We start from the raw sequence: 21,027 nt of genomic DNA, 5'->3' as shown, positions 1-21,027 counted from the left end.
GCGGCCCGCTCGCCGCCCAGCCCGACTGTGCCGAGGCCGGTGGGGGAGGACATCACTCGATCGAGCGATGCACCACCGCGGAGAGCTCCACCCGGTTGGAGACGCCGAGCTTGGCGTAGACGTGGCGCAGGTGGGTGTTGACCGTGTGGGGCGAGATGTACATCCGTCGCGCCGCGGCGCCGTTGGTCAGGCCCTCCGCCACCAGCAGCGACACCGTGCGCTCGGTGGAGGTGAGGCTCTCCCAGCCCTGGCCGGGCCGGTGGCGGCTCCCGCGGACGCCCGGGGGTGCCCCGACGGACCGCAGGCCGGCCCGGACCCGGCCCGCCCACGCCTCGGCACCGACGGCCTCGTAGCGCTCGAGGGCCTCGCCGAGCAGCCGGGCCGCCGCGTCATGCTGTCCCTCCCTGGCGAGGACGCTCGCGGCGTCCTCGCAGGTGCCGGTGTGCTCCACCACGAGGGGGGACCGGCGGGCGAGCTCGGCCGCCGCCAGCAGCGGCTCGGGATCGTCGTCGACCAACCCACGGCAGCGCAGCGCCGTGCTCCGCACGGTTGCCACCCCGGGGGCGAGACGTACGTCGTCCTCGACGGTCCCGGCCACCTCCGTCGCGACGTCGGTCCGGCCCAGCGCGAGGGCCAGGCGCACGAGGTCGGGAGCCAGGAAGCGGTGGTAGAAGCGGCTCGTCCGCTCGGCCTCGGCGCGCCAGCAGCGCAGCAGGAGGGCGAAGGCCCCCGGCCGGTCGCCGTCCGCCGCCATCAGCCCCGCGGCCGCGAAGGCCAGCACCCCGGCGTTGTAGGGCAGCTGCTCGCCCGCCAGCACCCCCGTGAACCCTCCCGCCAGCTCGCGTGCGGCGGGGAGGTCGCCCCGGCCCGTCGCGATGACGGTGCGATAGGCGAGCGACTGCCACTCCAGGAGCGGGTTGGCCTTCTCCCGGGCGGCCTGCTCCCCGGCCATGAGCCCGGCCACGGCGTCGTCCCAGTCGCCGACGGCGTACGACGCCTGGGCGTCGGCCATCAGGGTGGCCGAGAGCCACCACGCGGAGCCGAACTCGTCGTCCAGCGCCGCCCGGAACGCCGCCCTCGCCTCGCCGACGAGGTCGCAGTCGAACAGCGCCATCCCCAGCATCAGCCTCGGCTGGAGCGGCATCGCCCGGGCGGCGGGCGAGGCGTCGGCGAGCGACGTGGCACGCCGGGCGTGGTCCAGGGCGGCGTCGAAGCGGCCCTGACGACCCTCCGCCACCAGCAGCGCGGTCAGCGCCCACACCGACGTCGCGGGATCGCCCGTCTCCGTCGCGACGGCGAGCGCTCGGGTCGCGACGTCCTCGCCCGCGGCCGGGGCGCCGCTGTAGGTGAGGGCCCAGCTCTGCTGGGCGAGCACGACCACCTGCTCGGCCGGACTGAGGAGCCCCGGGGTCGCGAGGCCGGCCTCGACGACGGCGACGAGCTCGTCGGCCCGGTTCTGGAGGGCGAGCGCGGCGACGAGGGCGACCCGCAGCGGGGCGTCGACCTCGGCGGCGTGCGGCCGCTCGAGGACCGCCTCGGCCCTGGCCGAGGCCTCGGCCACGTCTCCGGCGCGCAACAGGGCCTGCACGACGTCGGCGGAGACGGCGTCCGCGTCGGGGTGGCCGCCGGGGAGCAGCGCCTCGGCACGCCGGATCAGGTCGAGCGTGACGGAGGGCGCTTGTCCGGCGGCGTCCTGCGCGGCGTGCCGCAGCCACGCGACGGCTTCCTCGTCGCCGCGCTCGGCCCCGAGCACGAGGTGGTCGGCCACGGCGAGCGGGTCGGCGCCGGCGGCCATGAGCGCCACGGCGGCCTCCCGGTGCAGGAGGCGGCGGGTCGGCACGGGCACCTGCTGGTAGATCGCGTCGTGCACGAGCTGGTGGCGGAAGACCACCCGGTGGTCGACCCGGTCGAGCAGCTGCGCATCGTACGCCGCGGCCAGCTGGCCGGCGACGTCCAGCGGCGGCCGGTGGGCGACCGCAGCGACGTCGCGGAGCGACACCGCGTCGCCGAGCACGGCCGCGACCCGGAGGAGCTCCAGCGTCGGTCCGGGGAGGTCGCGGAGCCGGCGGGTCACGAGCTCGCCCAGCGAGTCGGGCAGCTCGGAGACCGTCACCTCGACCTCGGAGCCGGTCCGGACGAGCGCGCCGTCCGTGGTCAGGGAGCGCAGCACGGCGGTCACCCACAGCGGGTTTCCCCCGGCCTTGTCGAGCATCGCGGTCAGCCGCGGGCCGGGCGCCGCCTCGAGCGTGCGGGTCGCGAGCGCCGTGACCTCGTCCGGCGTGAGCGGGGCGAGTCGCAGCGTGCGTCCGCCACCGTCCGTGAGGTCGTCGAGGAGTCGGACCACGCTGCCGGGAAGGGGCGCGGGCCGGGTGGTGACGACGGTCAGCAGTGGGGCGAGGGAGAGCTGTCGCGTGACCGACAGGACGGCCAGCAGGCTGGCGGTGTCGGCCCAGTGCACGTCCTCGGTGACCAGCAGGACCGGCTGCTCCGCGCACGCTGTCTCGACCAGGTCGACGATCTCCTCGACGACGCGGTAGCGGATCTCACCGGCATCGGCGGGCTCGGTACTCCGCCCCGAGAGCAGCTCGCCGATGGCGGCGGCGCGCGGGTCGGGCGACCGGGGGGTCAGGTCCAGGGCGGAGGCAGCCAGCCCGAAGGGACGCGCGCGCTCGAAGGGATGGCCGCCGCCGCAGAGCACCCGGAGGCCGCGCGACCGCGCCTCCTCGGCCAGGGTCTCGACCAGTCGGGTCTTGCCGATGCCGGCCTCGCCCTCGACGACCAGGACGGAGGACCGGCCGTCGCGGAGCCCGCTGAGCTCGGCCAGGGCGAGGTCGAGCTCGCCCTCGCGCCCGACCAGCCCGGCTGCGGGCGGCTTGACCGCCGACCCTGACATCCACCTGAGTGTCCTCCTCGGCCGAGCGGGGGTCCAGAGCCGCGATCGCGCGATCGAGTGATGTCTCCGCCGGCGGCCGGGAGCAGCATCGACCGCACTCGGGCCGGCTGTCGTCCCGGGGGCGGTGGCCCGGACAGTCCATCCACTTCCGCACCGAGGAGCGAACACATGCCACGCATGGTCATCACCCACGACGTCGTCGAGATCGAACGCTGGCTCAAGGGCAAGGACGAGCGCGCGTCGGCGCTGGAGCAGGTCGGCTCCGACGTCACCGACCACGTCGCGGCCGACGGCAGCAACCGCATCGCCGTGAGCGCCACCATCCACGACATGGCGGCGCTCCAGGCGATGCTCGACGCGCCGCCGCCCGAGGTGGCCGCGCTCATGGAGTCGCACGGCGTCGTCCCGCCCTTCACCGTCTACATCGAGCCCTAGAGCCCCGGCGTAGAAGGAGGAACGAGATGTCCATCAAGGTGATCGTCGAGCTGAAGGCCGCGCCGGGGAAGCGCGAGGAGCTCAAGGGCGTGCTGCAGTCACTGCTGGCCGACCTGGGGCCGGCCCTGAAGGAGAGGGGCGCCATCGACAGCGCCTTCTACGAGGCGGTCGACGACCCCGACACCCTGGTCGAGATCGCGGAGTGGGAGTCGGCCGCCGCCCGTGAGTCCGTGATGAGCGACCCCGCGGCGGCGGAGGCGATGGCGCCGCTGCTGGCGCTGCTCGCCGAACCCTTCCGGGCCACGGTCGTCCAGCCGCTCTGACGGCGTACGACGCCCATGCCTCACGTGGGGTTCGCGATCCCGCTGCTGCCGGGCAGGACCGGTCTGGACCGCGAGGCGCTGGCGTCCTGCTGGCGAGGTCCGCGTCGCGCGGCCTACGAGGACGCGCGGCGACGGGCCGGCATCACGCGGGAAGCCGTGTGGATCCAGTCCGTCCAGACCCACGACCTCGCCGTGGTCCACCTCGAGGCCGACGACCTCGACGCGGCGTACGGCGTGCTTCGTGGGTCGGCGGCCCCGTTCGACCGGTGGTTCCGTGACCACGTCCTGGAGGTGCACGGGATCTCGCTGGCCGACGGCGTGCCTGTCCCCGAGCTCGTCCTCGACTACGACAGCCAGGCGTGACGCCAGGAAGCCGGTGGCTGGGCAGGGCCATGCCCAGCCGCAGCTCGGTGGACAGGGGCACCGCGTCGTCGCACGCTTGGCACCACGGGACCGCTGCATGATCCGACGGAGGAGGTCCGGATGCCGGTGAGCCTGAACCACACGATCGTCTACTGCACCGACAAGCAGGCCTCGGCCTCGTTCTTGTCCGACCTCCTGGGGCTGCCGGCCCCGACGAGCTTCGGACCGTTCGCCGTGGTCCAGGTCGCGAACGACGTCTCGCTGGACTTTCTCGAGGAGGGGCCGGTGCACCCGCAGCACTACGCCTTCCTCGTCGAGGAGGACGAGTTCGACCAGATCCACGGGCGGATCCTGGCCATGAGCATCCCCTACTGGGCCGACCCAGGACGAACGCGGCCGCAGGAGATGAACACCAACGACGGCGGCCGCGGGCTCTACTGGCTGGACCCGGATCGTCACATCCTCGAGATCCTCACCGTCCCCTACGGCGGTTGGCCGAAGCCGGAAGGTGGATAGCAGCGTGTGACGCCCCCGGGGAGTCCACGACTCCGCTGCGCCGTTGGGGACGGGATGCGCCCACTCGTGTCGTAGGACAGCACCGCCTTCGCGGCGCGAGGGGCTACTCCGCCGAAAGTCCTTCGGCTCATAGGATCGCGCGTGGATCCTATGACCTCCAGGCCCCTGGGGAGGGCGACCATGTCTCACACCGTCCCGTGGACTGACGGTCTGTGGACGAACGAGCCCGCTGACGCCGCGACCGATGTCGATGGCCTCCGCGTCACCGCCCGCAAAGGTAGCGACGCCTGGCGCATCACGTCCTACGGGTTCGTCCACTCCAGCGAGCATGCACTCTTGACCCCGTTGGAGCCGGAGTCTGCGATCGAGGTGCAGTTCCGTCTCGACTTCTCCGAGCAGTTCGACCAAGCCGGCATCTTCGTGAGGGTCGACGACGAATCGTGGATCAAGGCTGGCGTCGAGCTGAGCGACGGAGAAGAGAGCCTCGGAGCTGTCGTCACCAGGGGCACGTCGGACTGGTCGCTGTCTCCGGTGCCGAGCTGGGCGGGGCGGTTGGTGACCGTCCGTGGCAGCTGGTCGGGCAACGCACTCACGGTGCGCGCGCGTGTGGACGACGAGTCGTGGCGCCTCGTTCGCGTCGCGCCCCTGGATGCGGCGGGGCCCGTCATGGCAGGGCCCTTCTGCTGTGCGCCGACCCGGGCCGGGCTCACTGTTCACTTCACTTCGTGGAGGATGACCCCCCCAGACGCCGAGCTGCACCCGAGCGCCTGAGCTTCCATGGCAGAGTGCGTGGGCTGCGTGGGCTGCGTGGGCTGCGTGGCGAGCACCCTGCGATCAAGAGCAGGGAGAAGGCGTACGCCGACCGTGGGCCGCGCACTCGCGGCGCTAAGACGCAGGGCTTCCTCGCCGAGCGACTAGCGCGACTGCGTCTGCATCACGAGGCCAGGTCGGTCGTCACCGCCCTGCTCCGCGGTCTCCGTCGCTGATGGGTGCCTACCCCCGGTGTTGCGGAGTTCGCCCATCAGCGCCTGCCTTCGACTCAGCCGGCGAGACCCCACTCGTTCAGGTTCCAGAATGGGCCTTCGGACGGGTTGATGCTGATGGGCCCGCCGAGCTTGTCGCTCCACAGGAGGACGTTGGGCACCGCGACGATCGGGATGGCCGGGACCGCCTCGCCGATGAGCCGGTCGGCCTCCTGGGACGCCTCGATGCGCGCAGCCTCGTCGGTCTCCGAGTCGATCCGGTCGAGGACCTCGTCAAGACCGTCGATCGAGACCTGACCGAAGTTGATGCCGGAGAAGTCGTTGGACTCTGTGGGAGCGTTCGTCGACTTCAGGGTCGCGGACAGGTTGAGGGGCTCGGGGAAGGTGTCGATCAAGGTGTAGAGCGCGGCCTCGAAGTCGCCGTTGGGCAGCGTCTTCACGAAGAGCTCGGCCGGGGTCGTGGTGTGGATCGACATCTCGAAGCCCGCGTCCTTGTACTGGGTCTGAAGGACCTGCAGCATGAGGTCGCGCCGCTTGTTGCCGGCGAGCGTCTCGATCGTGAAGGCCGCGCGCCGACCATCCTTCTCCCAGTAGCCCTCGGAGTCCTTCGTCCAGCCGTCCCCGGTCATGAGCGTCTCGACCTGGCCGAGGTCGAGGGTGTAGCCGTCGAAGGCCGCCTCGCCGAAGCCGCCGAGGATGGGAGTGAAGAACGACTGAGCGGGCTGGTCGATGCCGATCGACCCGAAGAGGCGCGCCACGATGGCGTCCCGGTCGATGGCGTAGGTCGCGGCCTGGCGGACGGCCTGGGAGTCAAAGGGGAAGGCGGCGTTGTTGAGCCAGATCGCCTCGAGGTTGCCGGTCTGTGCGTCGACCTGTGACTTGGTGCCCGGGATGCCGGCCTCGATCTGGCTGAGGGCGTCGAGCTGGGGGCTCGGGTAGAGGGCGTCGACCTGACCGCTCTTCAGTGCCTGGAAGGCCGCCGCGGTGTCGGTGAGGAACTGAAAGGTGACCTTGTCGAGGTGGGGAGGCTCGCCCCAGTAGTTGTCGTTGGGGACGAGCGTGACCGAGCTGCCCCGATCCCAGCTCTCGATCAGCCAGGGACCGCCGCTCCAGTCGTAGCCGTCCTTCATCGCAGCGGTGCGGTCCTGGCCCTCGAGGATGTGCGAGGGCAGCACGCCGTAGCCGTTGCTGAAGAGCGCCCGCCAGGCGGCGTACGGCTCACTGAGCGTGAGGACGACCGTCTGGTCGTCCGGGGTGTCGATCGACTCGATCTTCTCGTAGCCCGACTTGTCGAAGATGTCCTTGCCGTCGCGGACCTGAAGCGCGGTGTACTCGAAGTCGGCCGAGGTGATCGGCTCGCCGTCGGACCAGACTGCGTCGGGATTGATCGAGTAGGTGATGGTCTGCTTGCCGTCGACGTCCTCGACCTCCGGCTCCTCCGACAGCAGGTCCGAGGCCTGCGGCACCCAGTCGTCGCCGTCCTGGCGGGCGTTGAAGGCGACTGGGATCGTCGCGGTCCACATCGTGTAGCTGCCCCAGATCGAACCCGAGCAGGTGCCGAGCCAGTCGGCACAGTCTGGTTCCTGCTCGGCGCCGATCACGATCTCCCCGCCCTCGGTCACGGGGACGTCACCCTGGTTGTCGCCGTCCTGCTCCTGCGGAGGCCCGCCACCACAAGCGGCCAGCAGCAGGAGGAGGGCTGCGACCAGGGTCGTGCTGATCGACATCGGACGGGTGCGGGAACGACGTGCCATGCGGGTTACTCCCTCGTGGAACCGCGGCCTGCGCCGCGTCGGCTCATCGAAGGCTAGAACGACCCGGACGGCTTAGCAATACCTATCGACAGGTTCTTAGTCATTGTCATTGACTATTTCTCGTACAGCCCCGGCAGCCCGTCCCACCGGCGGCCGGCGAGTGTCGCCTCGACCAGCTCGAGGCTGCGTCCGAACTCGACCTCCATCCCCTCGACACCGGTCGGCTCGTGACCGGCGTCGAACCAGTCGATGACCACGTCGCCGCCCGCCTCGCGGAGCCGGTCGACGTAGCGCTGCGCCTGGGTGGGGGGCGTGCGCGTGTCCCTGCGACCCTGGTGGAGCCACACCGACGCCGTCACGTCGTCGACATGGCTGACGGCGGAGAACCGGGCCAGCACCTCGTCGATCCGCCGGGGGTCGGCGGTGCCGTCGGGCTTCATGGACAGGAAGCCGGTCCAGGACTTCCGGATGGCGGGGTTGACCTCGGCCCACGCCGCCTCCCAGTCGGCCATCGCCACGACCGCCAGGGCGCCGGCGAACCGGTCGGGCAGCCGTCCCACCGAGAGAAGGCTGAGGTGCCCGCCGAAGGACGGGCCGGTGATGAAGGTGGTCGCCGGGTCGGCGAGGCCCTGTCCACGCAGCCAGCCGACGGCGGCGTCTATGTCGGCGATCTCCCCGTCACTGGCACCGCCCCAGAACCCCTCGCGGTAGGCCTGCCCGAAGGTGACCGAGCCGCGGTAGTTGAGCGCTGCGACCGCGAAGCCGTGGTCGAGCCAGGCCTGGAGCTCCGGTCGGTAGGTGTCGACGGTGACCAGGTTGGGCCCGCCGTGCACCTCGACGATGGTGCCGCGCGCCCCGCCCGCAGGAGTCGCCCACCAGAAGTGGACCGGCGTGCCGTCCGCGCTCGGTGTGACGACTGACGCGAACGTCCGGCCGGGTGGTACGGCGGCGGGCTTGACGACCGTCTCCACTGACCCGTCGGTCATGACCTGCCGTGCGTGGAGCGGGGTGGTCGCGCTGGACGTCAGCACCACCGGCCTGCCGTCGCCGCCGAGGAATGACTTCCAGTAGTAGGGCCAGACCGAGGCGACGTCGGGGTCGGCGAAGCTGCCGGCGTCGTCGAGGACGGCGCGCGCATCGCCCGTCTGCTCGTCGATGCAGAGCAGCCGATGGACGCCGGCGTCGACGTGGACGACCAGGATCTCGCCGCGCTCGGGTGACCAGTCGAGGACCAGCGTCTCCCCCGCCAGGTCTGACAGCTCGTAGTCACGGCGTGCGCCGGTGAGGGGGTCCCAGATCGCCGGGCGCGAGTAGCCGGACCGCTCGGTCCAGAGCAGGACCCGCGGGTCGCCCGGGCTCGGCGAGAACCGCACCGCCCGGACCGGACCGGCGGGCAGGTCGTCGGCCACGCCGACGACGTCGCCGGTGGCGGTGTCCACGACCGTCACCGCCGCGCGCCGTACGCCGGGGTTGTGCTCGGTCGTGTCGACGCTCGCGAGCGCGCCATCGGCGGAGAGGTGCCCCCACCACGCCTCCTCGACCGAGCTGAAGATCGTGCGGGCCTTCGAGGGGTCGTCGAGCGGGATCAGCACCAGGTGGTGGCCGGCCTCGTCGACCAGCGTCGCCAGCACGTGCGCGCCGTCGGCGCCGGCCTCCAGGCCGCGGAGCACGTAGGGGTCGCGACCAGGCGTGAGCTGTCGGGTCTCGCTGCCGTCGACCCGACGGGCGACGAGGGTGCCCACCTCCGAGCCGCCGTCGTCGTCGAGGTCGACCAGCCAGCGACCGTCGGCCGTGAGCACGGTGTCACCCGAGACCGGGACGGGGAGGTCGTCGCCGAGCTCCCCGGTGAGCGAGGACCACACCCGACCCCGAGCACCGTGGGGCTGCTCGAAGACGACCAGGGCCAGGCCGAGGGGTCCCGGCGCGGGCCGGACGGTGTGGAGTCGGTTGCGGGGGAACCGGCCCTCTGGACTGGCTGCCATCAGCGGCCTCCTCGGAGGTGGTCGGCGATCGCCGCGCCGAGGTCGGCGGTCGAGCCCGTTCCACCGAGGTCCGGGGTGAGCGGCGCCTCCCGGGGGCCGACGGCCAGGACGGCCTCGATCGCCTCGAGCACAGCTGCTGCCGCCTCGTGGTGGCCGAGGTGCTCGAGCATCATCGACCCGCACCAGATCTGTCCCACCGGGTCGGCGATGCCCTGCCCCGCGATGTCGGGAGCGGAGCCGTGGACCGGTTCGAAGAGACTCGGCAGCTCGCGCGTGGGGTTGATGTTGGCGCTCGGCGCGATCCCGATGGTGCCGGTGCAGGCCGGGCCGAGGTCGCTGAGGATGTCGCCGAACAGGTTGCTCGCCACGACCACGTCGAACGTGTCGGGCTTGAGGACGAAGTTCGCGGCGAGGATGTCGATGTGCGCCTGGTCGACGCGCACCTCCGGGAACTCGGCAGCCATGGCCGAGACCCGCTCGTCCCAGTAGGGCATGGAGATCGAGATCCCGTTGCTCTTGGTGGCCGACGTCAGGTGGCGGTCGGGTCGTGCCTGTGCGAGCTCGAAGGCGTAGCGCAGCACCCGGTCGACACCGATCCGGGTCATCACGGTCTCCTGCAGGACGGTCTCACGCTCGGTGCCCTCGAAGATCCGGCCGCCGATCGAGGAGTACTCCCCCTCCGTGTTCTCGCGCACCACCACGAAGTCGACGTCGCCGGGACTCCGGTCTGCCAGCGGGCTGCGGACTCCCGGCATCAACCGGCACGGACGCAGGTTCACGTACTGGTCGAAGCGACGACGGAACTGGAGCAGGCTGCCCCACAGGGAGACGTGGTCGGGAACGACGTCCGGCCAGCCGACTGCGCCGAAGAACAAGGCGTCGAACTCGCGCAGCGTCTCGAACCAGTCCTCGGGGAGCATGGCCCCGGTCCGCTCGTAGTAGGCGGCGCTGGCGAAGTCGAAGTGCTCGAGCTGGAGGTCGAGGTCGAAACGGGCGGCGGCCGCCTCGAGGACGCGTAGTCCTTCCGGGACGACTTCGTTGCCGATGCCGTCGCCGGGGATCACCGCGATCCGGTGGGTGGTCATGGGTCTCCTGGGTCGGGTCAGATGACGGGTCGCTGCTCGGGGAAGTGGCAGGCGACGTGGTGGTCGTCGACCAGCCGGAGCTCGGGGGTCTCCCGGGCGCAGAGGTCGGCGGCCTTCCAGCAGCGCGTGCGGAACCGGCAGCCCGAGGGCGGGTCGGCGGGGCTGGGCACGTCACCGCTGAGCACGATCCGCTCGCGGGTCCGCTCGATACGGGGATCGGGTACGGGGACCGCCGAGAGGAGCGCCTGGGTGTAGGGGTGTTGCGGGTTGTCGTAGAGCGCGTCGACCGGGCCCTCCTCGACGATCCGGCCGAGGTACATCACGCCGACTCGGTCGCTGAGGTGGCGCACCACGGAGAGGTCGTGGGCGATGAAGAGGTAGGTGAGGCCGTGCTCGTCCTGGAGGTCCTCCAGCAGGTTGAGCACGCCCGCCTGCACGCTGACGTCGAGCGCGCTGACCGGTTCGTCGAGCACGAGCACCTCCGGCTCGGCCGCGAGCGCCCGGGCAATGCCGATGCGCTGGCGCTGGCCGCCGGAGAACTCGTGGGGGTAGCGCTCGGCGTGACGGGGGTCGAGGCCCACCTGCTCCAGCAGCTCGCGCACCCGGGTCGGGCGGCGACCCCGGTGGAGCCCGTGGATCACCAGCGGCTCGGCCAGCATCGCCTCGACGCTGAGCCGCGGGTTGAGCGACGCGTAGGGGTCCTGGAACACCAGCTGGATGCGTCGGCGCACGGCCTGGAGCGCACGACCCCTGACCCGCGCGATGTCCTCGTCACCGAGCCGAATGGTGCCCGAGTCGGGGTCGTGGAGGCGTACGACGGTGCGGCCGAGCGTGCTCTTGCCACAGCCGGTCTCACCGACAAGCCCGAACGTGCCGCCGGCCGGGACGTGGAGGCTGACGCCGGAGACCGCCTGTACCGACCCGACCGTGCGGTTGAGAACGCCGGCGCGGAGCGGGTACTCCTTGACCAGCTCGTCGATCACGAGCGCGGACGTCACCGGTCCCCCAAGAGCTCTGGCAGCCGGTGGCAGGCGGCGACGTGGCCGGCCACGACGACGGACGGCTCGGGTACGGACCGTGCACACGGGTCCTCGAGGAAGTGGGGGCAGCGCGGGGCGAACCTGCACCCTTGCGGAAGGGCGGTCGCCGCCGGCGGACTGCCGGGGATCTGTCGGAGCCGGCCCTCGTCGGGGCGACGGTCGAGCCGGGGCAACGACTCGAGGAGGCCGCGCGTGTAGGGGTGGGCGGTGTCGTGGAAGAGACCGTCGACTGGGGCCTGCTCGACCGTTCCGCCGGCGTACATCACCATCACGCGGTCGGCGGTGCCGGCCACGACGCCCAGGTCGTGGGTGATCAGGATGACCGTGGTCCCGGTGCGCTCCTGGACCGTGCGCAGCACCTCGAGCACCTGCGCCTGGACCGTGACGTCGAGGGCGGTGGTCGGCTCGTCGGCGATCAGGACCGCCGGGTCGTTGGCGATGCTCATCGCGATCATGACGCGCTGGCGCATGCCGCCGGAGAACTCGTGGGGATACTGCTCGACCCGCTGCTCGGGCGAAGGGATGCCGACCAGCCCGAGCAGCTCGACCGCCCGCGCGCGCCAGGCGTCCTTGCCGCCCTCGGCCTCGTGGACGGCCATCGCCTCGACCAGCTGGTCGCCGACGGTCATCACCGGGTTGAGGGCGGCGAGGGCGTCCTGGAAGACCATCGCGATCTCGTTGCCGCGGACCTCGCGCATCTCCTTGTCCGAGAGCCCGACCAGCTCGCGACCACGCAGCCTGATCGAGCCGGTGACCTGCGCCCTGCCGGGCAGCAGGCCGAGGATCGCGAGCGAGGTCATGCTCTTGCCCGAGCCCGACTCCCCCACGATGCCCAGCGTCTCGCCGGCCCGCACGTCGAAGGACAGGCCGTCGACCGTGACCGCCAGGCCCTCGGGGGTGTCGAAGACGACGCGCAGGTCGCGGACCGCGAGGAGCGGCTCGGTGGGGTCGTTCACAGCTGCTTCGCCTGGGGGTCGAGGGCGTCGCGGAGTCCGTCGCCGATGAAGTTGATGCTCAGCACCGTGAGCAGGATGAAGAGGCCGGGGAAGTAGAGCAGGTAGACCTGATCGGTCCCGACCAGCCCGGCGGCCTGGCTGAGCATGTTGCCCCAGCTCGTGCGCGGTGGCTGTACGCCGAAGCCGAGGAAGCTGAGCGTCGACTCGATGATGATCGCGGCGGCCGTGGCCAGCGAGATGTTCACCGCGATGACGCCGGCCAGGTTGGGCAGCAGGTGACGGAGGAGGATCCGCGGCGTCGAGGCGCCGATGACGCGGGCCGCGTCGACAAACTCCTTCTCCCGCAGCGACAGCACCTGCGACCTGACCACCCGGGCGATGTAGGTCCAGCCAAGCGCGGCCAGCACCAGCACGATGGTGGTCGGGGAGGAGCCGAGGCCGCGCAGTGCCAGTGCGAGCACGGCGATGCCGGGGACGATCAGGAAGAGGTCGGTGATCCGCATGATGACCTCGTCGACCCATCCTCCGGCGTACCCGGCCACGGCGCCGAGGACCGTGCCGACGGTGGTGGCGATCAGCGCGACGACGAGCCCGATGGTGAGCGAGATCCGCCCGGCGAACAGCAGCTCGCTGAGGAAGTCGCGCCCCAGGTCGTCGGTGCCGAGCAGGTGCGCGCCCGACGGCGGGGTCGGGCCGAGGACGAGGTCCTGGGCGCCCTGCGGACTGGGAGCGATCCAGATGGCTCCGTAGCAAGCGACCATCAGCCCGAGCAGGACGACGGTGCCGAGCAGCGCGAGGCGGTGGCGGGCGAACCGCCGCAGGATGGAGCGCGCGCCCCCGGTCGCGACGGTCGGCGTCGGCTGGTCGGCGGCGGCAGCGACGATGCCGGTGCTGGTGCTCACGAGAGCCTCACACGGGGGTCGAGGATCGCGTAGGAGATGTCGGCGATCAGGTTGCAGACGACGACGGCGACGGCCACCACGAGCATCCACGGCAGCAGCACGAACACGTCGCCGGCCAGCAGGGAGTCGAGGAAGAGCCGGCCCATGCCGGGGATCGAGTAGATCTGCTCGGTGACCACGAGGCCACCGAAGAGCAGCGCCGCGTCGAGGGCGACGACGGTGACGAAGGGCGCGAGCGAGTTGCGCAGCGCGTGGCGGATCACCACCTGTCGGCGGGGCACGCCCTTGGCGCGCGCCGTACGCACGTAGTCGCTGGACAGCGCGTCGAGCATCGCGGCCCGGCCGAAGCGGCTCCAGCTGGCGACCAGGGTGATGGTCAGCGTCAGGACAGGCAGCACCAGGTGGCGGACGTAGTCGAGGTTGAGGCCGGTCCATCCTGGCGAGTGCAGGCCGATGAAGTAGAGCGGCGGGTCCTCGAGACCCAGGCTCTGCCGCGGAGCGACCGCCAGGAGCTGGATCAGGATCAGTCCGACCCAGAACGCGGGGAGCGCGATGCCGAGGTAGGACAGCCCGGTGAGGACGTGGTCGCCGACCGTGTAGCGACGTACGGCGGAATAGACGCTCACCGCCAGGGCGATCAGCACCGCGAAGAGGAGCCCCCAGAAGATCAGCTGGAGCGTGGGCCACATCGCCTCGGCGATCATCGAGCGGACTGGCTGTCCGGTGCGGGAGCTGGTCCCCCACTCACCCTGGAGGATGCCCTTGCCCCAGAGCAGGTACTGCTCCGGCACCGAACGGTCCAGACCGAGCCGTGCGCTCTCACGGGCGATCACCGCCGGGTCGCGGCTCTGGCGGAGCTTGGCCAGTGGGTCGAAGGCGGCCCGGACGGCCACGAAGAGGACGAAGGACGCGACCAGGACGATGGGCACCGAGTACACCAGGCGCCGCACGGCGTAGCTGACCATCTCACCTCCCGATCGGCTCGATGCTAGGCCGCAGCAAAGCAGATAGTCAATGGCATTGACTTGATTCGTGGGGAGCTGGTCCACCGGGGACGCGGACATGGCAAGATCGCCGCATGAGTACCAAGGGTGCCTCCTCGGGGACCGCTGCCAAGAAGCGGCGGCCGCGCGACAGCCTCAGCCGCGACGTGATCCTCGAGGCCGCCGAGACGATCGCGGTCCGCGACGGTCTCGAGGGTTTGACCTTCGCCGCGCTCGGGCAGGAGCTGCACGCGCACGCGACCTCGATCTACCGGCACTTCCGTGACAAGGACGAGCTGGTGCTCGAGCTGATCGACGTGCTGCGGGCGAAGTCCTATGACAAGGAGCTCACCTCGACCGGCGACTGGCGAGAGGACCTGCGCTTCACCGCCAAGGCCATCCACGCGAACTACCAGCGCTACCCCTCCCTGGCCCACCAGATGTCGGTGCGTACGACGCGGCGACCGACCGAGTTCCGTAACGTGGAGTTCGCGCTCGACGCCCTACGCCGCGCCGGCCTCGACGACGCATCGGCCGCGACCACGTTGCGGGTGTTCGGCAACTTCGTGCGTTCGACCTCGGCCATGGAGGCCTCCATCCGCGCCCTTCCCGACAAGGTGAGGGCGACCGACGAGCTGGCCTGGGAGATCGAGTACCGCCAGCTCCCCGCCGAGGAGTTCCCCAACATCAGCCGGATGTCCGATGGCCTGATGACGGTGGGCGATCCGCAGATCTTCGAGGAGGCGCTCGAGATGATGCTCGACGCCATCGAGCTGCGGGCTCAGCGGCAGGCAGCCGACGGCGGCTAGCTAGCGCTCCTCCAGGAGGCGCTCGATCAGGCCGGCGACGAGCCTCGCGCGCGGCTGGAGCGCCGTGAGGTCGACCCACTCGTGCTCGGTGTGCGCACCGTCGCCCTCGGGACCGAGGCCGTCGAGGGTCTCCACCCCCAGCGCCGCGGTGAAGTTGGCGTCCGAGGCCCCACCGACTGCGGCGGTCCGCGGAGCGGGCAGGCCCAGCTCGAGCGCCACCTCCCGGCACAGGCCCACCAACCGGTCGGAGGCCCCAGCCTCCAGCGGCGGGCGGTTGATGCCGCCACGGACGGTGACGCCGACCCCAGAGGCCGGCGTCCTGCTCCGGACGGCCTCGTCGACCCGCAGCAGCTCCGCCATCGATCTGGCCCTCACGTCGAGGGTGAGGACCGCCTGGTCAGGCACCACGTTGTTGGCGGTGCCGGCCCGCGCCACGGTCGGGGTCACCGTCGTGCCGAGAGCAGGGTCTGCCAGCTGCGGAACCTCCAAGGCCCATCGGGCCAGCTCGGACAGTGCGTTACGACCCCTCTCGGGCTCGAGACCAGCGTGGGCCGCGCGGCCGCTGAAGACGAGGTCGTAGATGCTGCCTCCCTTGCGACTGGTCTTGAACGCGCCTCCCAGACTCGGCTCGAGCACGAGCACGGCCGTCGCGCCGGACGCGAGCTCCTCGATCAGGGCGCGCGACGTCACCGAACCGACCTCCTCGTCGCCGGTCACCAGCATGGCGACGCGCGAGGCGTCGGCGAGCGTCGCCACGGCCTCGAGCCCGATCAGCAGACCCGCCTTCATGTCGAAGACTCCGGGTCCGGTGGCCAGGTCACCATCCCTGCGGAACGGGCGGCTCGCGGTCGTGCCCGCCGCGAACACAGTGTCGACGTGGCCGAGAAGCAGCACGTGGGGCGAGCCCGGGTCGGGCTCCCAGAGCAGGTGCGGTACTCCGTCCACGAGTCGTTCGACCGGCGGCCGCCCGAACGCAGGCTCTCCCCATCCGCGCAGCAGCGCGTGGCTCAGGCGCAACCGATCGGCGTCGCTCGACGGAGTCTCCGCGGCAACCAGCCGCTCGAGGCAGTCGGCGTAGCGCTCGACGGTGCTCATCGGGCACCAGCCCAGAAGGCCAGTAGAGCCTCGACTACCTCGGTGGGCGCCTCCTCGGCGAGGTAGTGGTCGGTGGCGAGTCCGCGACCGGTCACCTCACCGGCGTACCGCCGCCAGACCTCCTCGACGTCAAAGTTCCGGCCGACGTAGCCGGCATCGCCCCACAGCGCCAGCACGGGGGCGGTCACCCGGCGACCGACCTCGCGGTCGGTGCGGTCGTGGTCGAGGTCCACGGTCGCCGCGGCCCTGTAGTCGGCACACGTCGCGTCCACGACGCCGGGCTGGAGGAAGGCGTCGAGGTACACGTCGACGGCCGCGGTAGGGACCGGCGTACCGGCGTCGCGGCCGGTGAAGCGTGAGCGAAGCCAGGTCTCAGGGCTCGCCGAGATCAGCGCCTCGGGCAGGCCGCCAGGGCGGGTCAGGAGGAACCAGTGGAAGTAGGCCTCGGCCATGCTCCTGTCCACGTGCTCGAACATGTGGAGCGTCGGCACGATGTCCAGGACGGCAAGGCTGCGCACCCGCTCGGGATGGTCGAGCGCAAGTCGGTGCGCGACCCGGCCACCCCGGTCGTGACCCACGAGGTCGACGGTGTCGTGCCCGAGCGTGTCCAGGAGTGCGGCGACGTCGGAGGCCATCTCCCGCTTGGCGTAGGTCGCCGGGTCCGCGACAGGTCCGGCGTGGGCAGGTCCGGAGGCGCCGTAGCCACGCAGATCGGCCAGAACCACCGACCGTCCGGCTTCGACCAGGCGCGGGACGACGTGACGCCACATGAAGGAGGTCTGCGGATACCCGTGGAGAAGCACGACGGGATCACCGTTCCCGACCGTCCATCCCGCCACCCGGACGCCGTCGCGACTGGTAGGGCAGGGACGCCATCCGAGGTCTTCCACCCGACTAGTCAATCATGTTGACTATACTCATGACAATGTTTGATCGGGAGTGAGCAGCTGCCTCGATTCTGAGAGGTCGGTGGACGCCCGACCGGCTCAGCCGTGGTGGCAGTGAGATGGCTGAAGGTTTGCCCCGACGACGACGCTGTTGTACTCCCCCCGATGGCCGGTGACGAGGAGGAGACCACGAAGGTGCTTGCTGTCCTGGTCTTGGTTAGGGGCACCCATCCCCCAAGCGCGGCGAAGTGGAGGCACGAGTTCAATCCCAGGACGAGGCGAGCGAAGTACCCGAGCTGCCAGACCGTGTACTGGGACGCCGCCGCTGACGCGAAGCCCGAGTGAAGACACCGGCTTTGGGTGCGCCCGCTAGGCGGCGGATTGTCGCACCCAAGGACCAAGCCCGTCCCGCGTCAGTCCGGGTCTACGGGAAGCGGCTGCTCCAGTCCCGTAGCCTCGGTGCGAGCGAGCGGCGTCGGTCGCAGACAGGGGTCCCGATGCAAGCTGTCATCCAGGACAGGTATGGCCATCCGGACGTCCTCCGGTTGGGCGAGCTCCCCGATCCCGTCCCCGCCGACGACGAGGTTCTGCTGCGAGTGCGTGCGGTCTCCTTGAATGGCTCGGACCGTGAGAACCTGATGGGAAGTCCGGCGTACGCGCGGTGGTCCAACGGGCTGCGCCGACCGCGGCACCCGGTGCCGGGATCCGACGTCGCGGGCGTCGTCGACGCGGTCGGCAGTGCGGTCACGGAGTACGCCGTGGGAGACGAGCTGTTCGGCGAGCTGGCCGGATACCGGGGCGGGCTTGCCGACCTCGTCTGCACGCGACCAAAGCTGTTGACCCGGAAGCCTGGCGGGCTGTCGTTCGCGGAGGCCTCGACGATCCCGCAGGCGGGCGGCATCGCGCGCAGGGCGACCGCCGATGTCCGGCCGGGAGATCGGGTTCTGGTCAACGGCGCCGGCGGCGCCGGCGGTGTGTTCGTTGTCGCACTGGCCAAGCATGCCGGGGCCGAGGTAACGGCGGTCGACAGAGCCGACAAGGGCGACTTCCTGCGCGAGATCGGGGCCGACCGCACGATCGACTTCGCCACTGAGGACTGGGCCGACGAGCGCGACAGCTTCGACCTGATCGTGGATCTCGTGGCCCGTCGCTCGCCGTTCCGCGTGCACCGCGCCCTGCGGCGCGGAGGGAGGTACGCGATGGTGGGCGGCCTGGCCAGGATCCTGCTGGGCACCGCGGTCGCCGGCCCGCTGGTGGGACGTGCGACCGGAAAGAGAATCGGCGTGCTGGTCGTCCCCCAGTCGCGAGCCGAGCTCGATGCGGTGACCGCCCTCGTCGCCCAGGGCGCCGTCGCGCCGCGGATCGACCACGTGTACCCACTCCGCGATGCCCCCGCAGCATTCGCCCGACTCGCCGCCGGCGAAAGCCGAGGCAAGCTCGTGCTCGAAGTGTCCGAGGGCTGACAGCCGGGGAAGCGACCTCCCGCCCCACGTCGAGTGCGCGTTCTGGGCGGGAGCGGTGCGCCAGACGGCCCCCCATGGCAGTCGCCAAAGGCACTGCCCTCCTCGCGGCGGAACGCAGTAGGTATGTAGCTGCCTCTATGCGGGCCGGAGAGCAGGTGCTCGCCTCTAGGGTGAGGCCGTGACGGACACCCCGCGGCTGGCGCCCGACTACCCGGTGCTCACCGAGCGGCTGGCCCTGCGGCCGATCGAGAAGGAGCGCGACCTCCCGGCGATCCACGCCTACCGGTCGATCCCGGAGGTGTGCACCTACGTGCCGTTCGTGCCGAGCACGCTGGAGGAGATGGCGGAGCGGTTCGCCGACCCGGAGCGGACGAGATCGGTGCTCGACGCGCAGGCCGAGGGACAGGTGCTGTTCACGGTCATCGAGCGGCGCGACACCGGCGAGGTGATCGGCGACCTGGTGCTGTTCTGGCACAGCGACGCCGACCGGCACGCCGAGGTCGGCTACGTCATCCACCCCGACCACGAGGGGCAGGGCTACGCGACCGAGGCCGTGCGGGCCCTGACCGACCTTGCCTTCGACCACGCCGGCGCCCACCGGGTCAGCGCCCGGCTCGACGAGCGCAACACCGGGTCGGCCCGGCTGCTGGAGCGGCTCGGGTTCCGGCAGGAGGCACGGTTCGTCGACGGGGAGTGGTTCAAGGGGGAGTGGACGACGCTGCTGGTCTACGCGGTGCTCGATCGCGAGTGGACCGTGGCTCAGAGCTCGCGGAGGTAGCAGAGCATCCGGTAGTCCTCGCCCGGCTCGATGTTGACGAAGCCGTGGCGCTCGTAGAAGCGGCGGGTGTCGGTGTCGACCTCGTCGACGTTGATGTGGACCTCGCCGGCCCCGAGGCGGCGTACCTCCTCGACCGCGGCGGTGAGCAGGGCCGTGCCGATGCCCTGGTCACGCAGCGGCGGCGCGACGTAGAGCTCCTCGAGCTGGGCGAGCGTCCCGTCGTAGTACGGCGTCGGCCGGACCGTCAGGTAGGCGAAGCCGTCCTCACCGGTCTCGCCCGCGAGCAGCACCACGACGTCCTCGCGGGCCAGCAGGACGGCGAACCGGCGGGCGAAGGTCGCAGCGTCGGGAGTCGGCGACTCGAACTCGGTGTTGAAGTCGTGGAGCAGCCGGCCGACGAGCTCCGCGTCGGCCGGCTGCGCGCGGCGTACGTCGGTCACCGGACCACCCGGTAGCAGGCCTTCTGGACGCCGTTGTCGTACGTCGCGTGCTCGGTCAGCTCGAGCTTCTGCTTCGCCGCCCCCTCGGTCGCGAACAGCCGCTTGCCGTGGCCGAGGACGAGCGGGAAGACCAGCAGGTGGTAGCGGTCGACCAGACCGGCGTCGGCCAGGCCCTGGGCGAGGCTGGCGCTGCCGTGGACCTGGATCTCGCCGCCCTCGGTCTCCTTCAGCGCCGCCACGTCGTCGAGGGAGCGCAGCAGCGTCGCCGGCTTCCATGGGCTCGCCGCGACCGACTCCTCGTCGAGCGTCGACGACACGACGTACTTCGGGATCTCGTTGTAACGGGCGAACTCCTTCATCGTCGGCCAGACCTCGTGGAAGGCGTCCCAGCTGGTGCGGCCGACGAGCAGGGCTCCCGCCTCCTCCTGCTCGCGGCCCTTCAGCTCGTAGGCCGCCATGTCTGGTGTGACGTCCTTGTAGGTCCAGCCGGCGTGCTCATAGCCGTCGTCCCCGCCGGGGGAGTCGACGACGCCGTCGAGGCTGATGAACTCGGTGACGACGATCTCGCGCATGGTGTGCTCCTCGGTTGTGGTGGCTTCTCACCCTCACCACGAAGGGGGTGGGACGAATACGACACCTCGGCCATCATTCTGTCCATGAAGCGGGTCAGCGGGCAGGTCACGGGTCGCGTCCAGGGCGTGATGTTCCGTGACTCCTGCCGCCAGGAGGCCGAGCGGCTCGGCGTCTCCGGCTGGGTCCGCAACGAGCCCGACGGGAGCGTGGGGTTCGAGGCCGAGGGCCCGCCGGCCGCCGTCGAGGCCCTGGTCACGTGGTGCCGCACCGGTCCGCCCGGCGCCCGGGTCAGCGACGTCACCACCCACGAGGTCCCGCCCGAGGGTAGCGACGACTTCCGGGTCACCTGGTGACCGGCCGCCCGGCGTACGTCGACGAGCACGCGCGGCTGCTGACGGGCGTCCCGCCCGAGCGTGCGTACGCCGCCGTGCGGTCCTACGCAGAGCGACTGACCCGCACCCCGACCGGAGCGCTCGCCGCCTTCACGCGGCTCTGGGCGACCGAGCCCGCGTCGGGCTTCGCGATCGTCGACGAGCAGCCGCCGGCGGTCGTGACCCTGGCCGGACGGCACCGGTTCTCCCGCTACGAGATGGACCTGCGGGTCGACCCGGCCGCCGACGGGTCCGTCGTGACGGTCGTGACCCTGGCCGACTTCCCCGGCGTCCGGGGGACGGTCTACCGGACCGCACTGATGGGCAGCCGCGGCCACGTCCTCGCCGTCCGGCGGATGCTGGCCTCGATCGAGCGACTTGCTTGACGTCAAGCAA

Annotated in this window: 22 protein-coding genes; 10 read left to right on the top strand and 12 right to left on the bottom strand. The window is 71.2% G+C overall.

The window, feature by feature from the left end; translation table 11 throughout:
* Positions 1-52 precede the first annotated feature (52 nt).
* Entirely contained in the window at positions 53-2,893 is a 2,841-nt protein-coding gene (locus ABD091_RS09205) for a helix-turn-helix transcriptional regulator (RefSeq protein ID WP_343917631.1), read from the bottom strand.
* Positions 2,894-3,061: 168 nt separating this feature from the next.
* Between ABD091_RS09205 and ABD091_RS09200 the strand changes: the two genes are divergently transcribed.
* From ABD091_RS09200 to ABD091_RS09180, 5 genes are all read left to right on the top strand, one after another.
* Positions 3,062-3,328, top strand: a complete 267-nt coding sequence (locus ABD091_RS09200) for a hypothetical protein (protein WP_343917629.1) — start codon at positions 3,062-3,064, stop codon at positions 3,326-3,328.
* Positions 3,329-3,354: 26 nt separating this feature from the next.
* Positions 3,355-3,651 (top strand): putative quinol monooxygenase, encoded by a 297-nt coding sequence (locus ABD091_RS09195; protein WP_343917627.1) that lies wholly within the window; start codon positions 3,355-3,357, stop codon positions 3,649-3,651.
* Between the two features lie 15 nt (positions 3,652-3,666).
* Positions 3,667-4,014, top strand: coding sequence for a hypothetical protein (locus ABD091_RS09190; protein WP_343917625.1), 348 nt, complete (start codon positions 3,667-3,669; stop codon positions 4,012-4,014).
* 120 nt (positions 4,015-4,134) lie between these two features.
* Entirely contained in the window at positions 4,135-4,530 is a 396-nt protein-coding gene (locus ABD091_RS09185) for a VOC family protein (protein WP_343917623.1), read from the top strand.
* Between the two features lie 180 nt (positions 4,531-4,710).
* Complete coding sequence (locus tag ABD091_RS09180) at positions 4,711-5,301, top strand: DUF1349 domain-containing protein (protein WP_343917621.1); 591 nt, start codon at positions 4,711-4,713, stop codon at positions 5,299-5,301.
* Between the two features lie 268 nt (positions 5,302-5,569).
* On the opposite strand, the gene ABD091_RS09175 is transcribed toward ABD091_RS09180, so the two are convergent.
* The 7 genes from ABD091_RS09175 to ABD091_RS09145 all read right to left on the bottom strand — a co-directional run bounded on the left by ABD091_RS09175 (position 5,570) and on the right by ABD091_RS09145 (position 14,197).
* Positions 5,570-7,267, bottom strand: a complete 1,698-nt coding sequence (locus ABD091_RS09175; protein ID WP_343917619.1) for an ABC transporter substrate-binding protein — start codon at positions 7,265-7,267, stop codon at positions 5,570-5,572.
* Positions 7,268-7,380: 113 nt separating this feature from the next.
* Positions 7,381-9,249: a S9 family peptidase gene (locus tag ABD091_RS09170; RefSeq protein WP_343917617.1), complete on the bottom strand. Its 1,869-nt coding sequence runs from the start codon at positions 9,247-9,249 to the stop codon at positions 7,381-7,383.
* Entirely contained in the window at positions 9,249-10,334 is a 1,086-nt protein-coding gene (locus ABD091_RS09165; RefSeq protein WP_343917615.1) for a tartrate dehydrogenase, read from the bottom strand. Before ABD091_RS09165 ends, ABD091_RS09170 begins: the two co-directional genes overlap by 1 nt.
* Positions 10,335-10,351: 17 nt before the next feature.
* The gene (locus tag ABD091_RS09160) at positions 10,352-11,332 is read right to left on the bottom strand and encodes an ABC transporter ATP-binding protein (protein ID WP_343917613.1); all 981 of its coding nucleotides are present in this window, start codon (positions 11,330-11,332) and stop codon (positions 10,352-10,354) included.
* Positions 11,329-12,330, bottom strand: coding sequence for an ABC transporter ATP-binding protein (locus ABD091_RS09155; RefSeq protein WP_343917611.1), 1,002 nt, complete (start codon positions 12,328-12,330; stop codon positions 11,329-11,331). Before ABD091_RS09155 ends, ABD091_RS09160 begins: the two co-directional genes overlap by 4 nt.
* The gene (locus ABD091_RS09150) at positions 12,327-13,232 is read right to left on the bottom strand and encodes an ABC transporter permease (protein ID WP_343917609.1); all 906 of its coding nucleotides are present in this window, start codon (positions 13,230-13,232) and stop codon (positions 12,327-12,329) included. Before ABD091_RS09150 ends, ABD091_RS09155 begins: the two co-directional genes overlap by 4 nt.
* Complete coding sequence (locus ABD091_RS09145) at positions 13,229-14,197, bottom strand: ABC transporter permease (protein WP_343917607.1); 969 nt, start codon at positions 14,195-14,197, stop codon at positions 13,229-13,231. Before ABD091_RS09145 ends, ABD091_RS09150 begins: the two co-directional genes overlap by 4 nt.
* A gap of 113 nt (positions 14,198-14,310) precedes the next feature.
* On the opposite strand from ABD091_RS09145, the gene ABD091_RS09140 reads away from it, so the two are divergent.
* On the top strand, positions 14,311-15,024 hold the full coding sequence (locus ABD091_RS09140) for a TetR/AcrR family transcriptional regulator (protein ID WP_343917605.1): 714 nt from the start codon (positions 14,311-14,313) through the stop codon (positions 15,022-15,024).
* On the opposite strand, the gene ABD091_RS09135 is transcribed toward ABD091_RS09140, so the two are convergent.
* Positions 15,025-16,119: a M20 family metallopeptidase gene (locus ABD091_RS09135; protein ID WP_343917603.1), complete on the bottom strand. Its 1,095-nt coding sequence runs from the start codon at positions 16,117-16,119 to the stop codon at positions 15,025-15,027.
* Positions 16,116-16,922, bottom strand: a complete 807-nt coding sequence (locus tag ABD091_RS09130; RefSeq protein WP_343917601.1) for an alpha/beta fold hydrolase — start codon at positions 16,920-16,922, stop codon at positions 16,116-16,118. Before ABD091_RS09130 ends, ABD091_RS09135 begins: the two co-directional genes overlap by 4 nt.
* Before the next feature lie 581 nt (positions 16,923-17,503).
* On the opposite strand from ABD091_RS09130, the gene ABD091_RS09125 reads away from it, so the two are divergent.
* Together ABD091_RS09125 and ABD091_RS09120 are read left to right on the top strand one after the other, a co-directional pair.
* Complete coding sequence (locus ABD091_RS09125) at positions 17,504-18,469, top strand: NAD(P)-dependent alcohol dehydrogenase (RefSeq protein WP_343917599.1); 966 nt, start codon at positions 17,504-17,506, stop codon at positions 18,467-18,469.
* A gap of 178 nt (positions 18,470-18,647) precedes the next feature.
* Positions 18,648-19,247: a GNAT family N-acetyltransferase gene (locus tag ABD091_RS09120; protein ID WP_343917597.1), complete on the top strand. Its 600-nt coding sequence runs from the start codon at positions 18,648-18,650 to the stop codon at positions 19,245-19,247.
* Here ABD091_RS09120 and ABD091_RS09115 read toward each other — a convergent pair.
* Positions 19,229-19,687, bottom strand: a complete 459-nt coding sequence (locus ABD091_RS09115; RefSeq protein ID WP_343917595.1) for a GNAT family N-acetyltransferase — start codon at positions 19,685-19,687, stop codon at positions 19,229-19,231. The genes ABD091_RS09120 and ABD091_RS09115 overlap by 19 nt on opposite strands.
* Positions 19,684-20,259, bottom strand: coding sequence for a dihydrofolate reductase family protein (locus ABD091_RS09110; protein WP_343917593.1), 576 nt, complete (start codon positions 20,257-20,259; stop codon positions 19,684-19,686). Before ABD091_RS09110 ends, ABD091_RS09115 begins: the two co-directional genes overlap by 4 nt.
* Positions 20,260-20,343: 84 nt before the next feature.
* Here ABD091_RS09110 and ABD091_RS09105 point away from each other — a divergent pair, with 84 nt between their 5' ends.
* The gene (locus tag ABD091_RS09105) at positions 20,344-20,613 is read left to right on the top strand and encodes an acylphosphatase (RefSeq protein WP_343917591.1); all 270 of its coding nucleotides are present in this window, start codon (positions 20,344-20,346) and stop codon (positions 20,611-20,613) included.
* Entirely contained in the window at positions 20,610-21,017 is a 408-nt protein-coding gene (locus tag ABD091_RS09100) for a hypothetical protein (protein ID WP_343917589.1), read from the top strand. Before ABD091_RS09105 ends, ABD091_RS09100 begins: the two co-directional genes overlap by 4 nt.
* Positions 21,018-21,027: the final 10 nt, after the last annotated feature.

The sequence above is a fragment of the Nocardioides aestuarii genome, assembly GCF_039527245.1.
Lineage (GTDB): Bacteria > Actinomycetota > Actinomycetes > Propionibacteriales > Nocardioidaceae > Nocardioides > Nocardioides aestuarii.
This window is presented reverse-complemented; position numbering and strand designations above follow the sequence as displayed.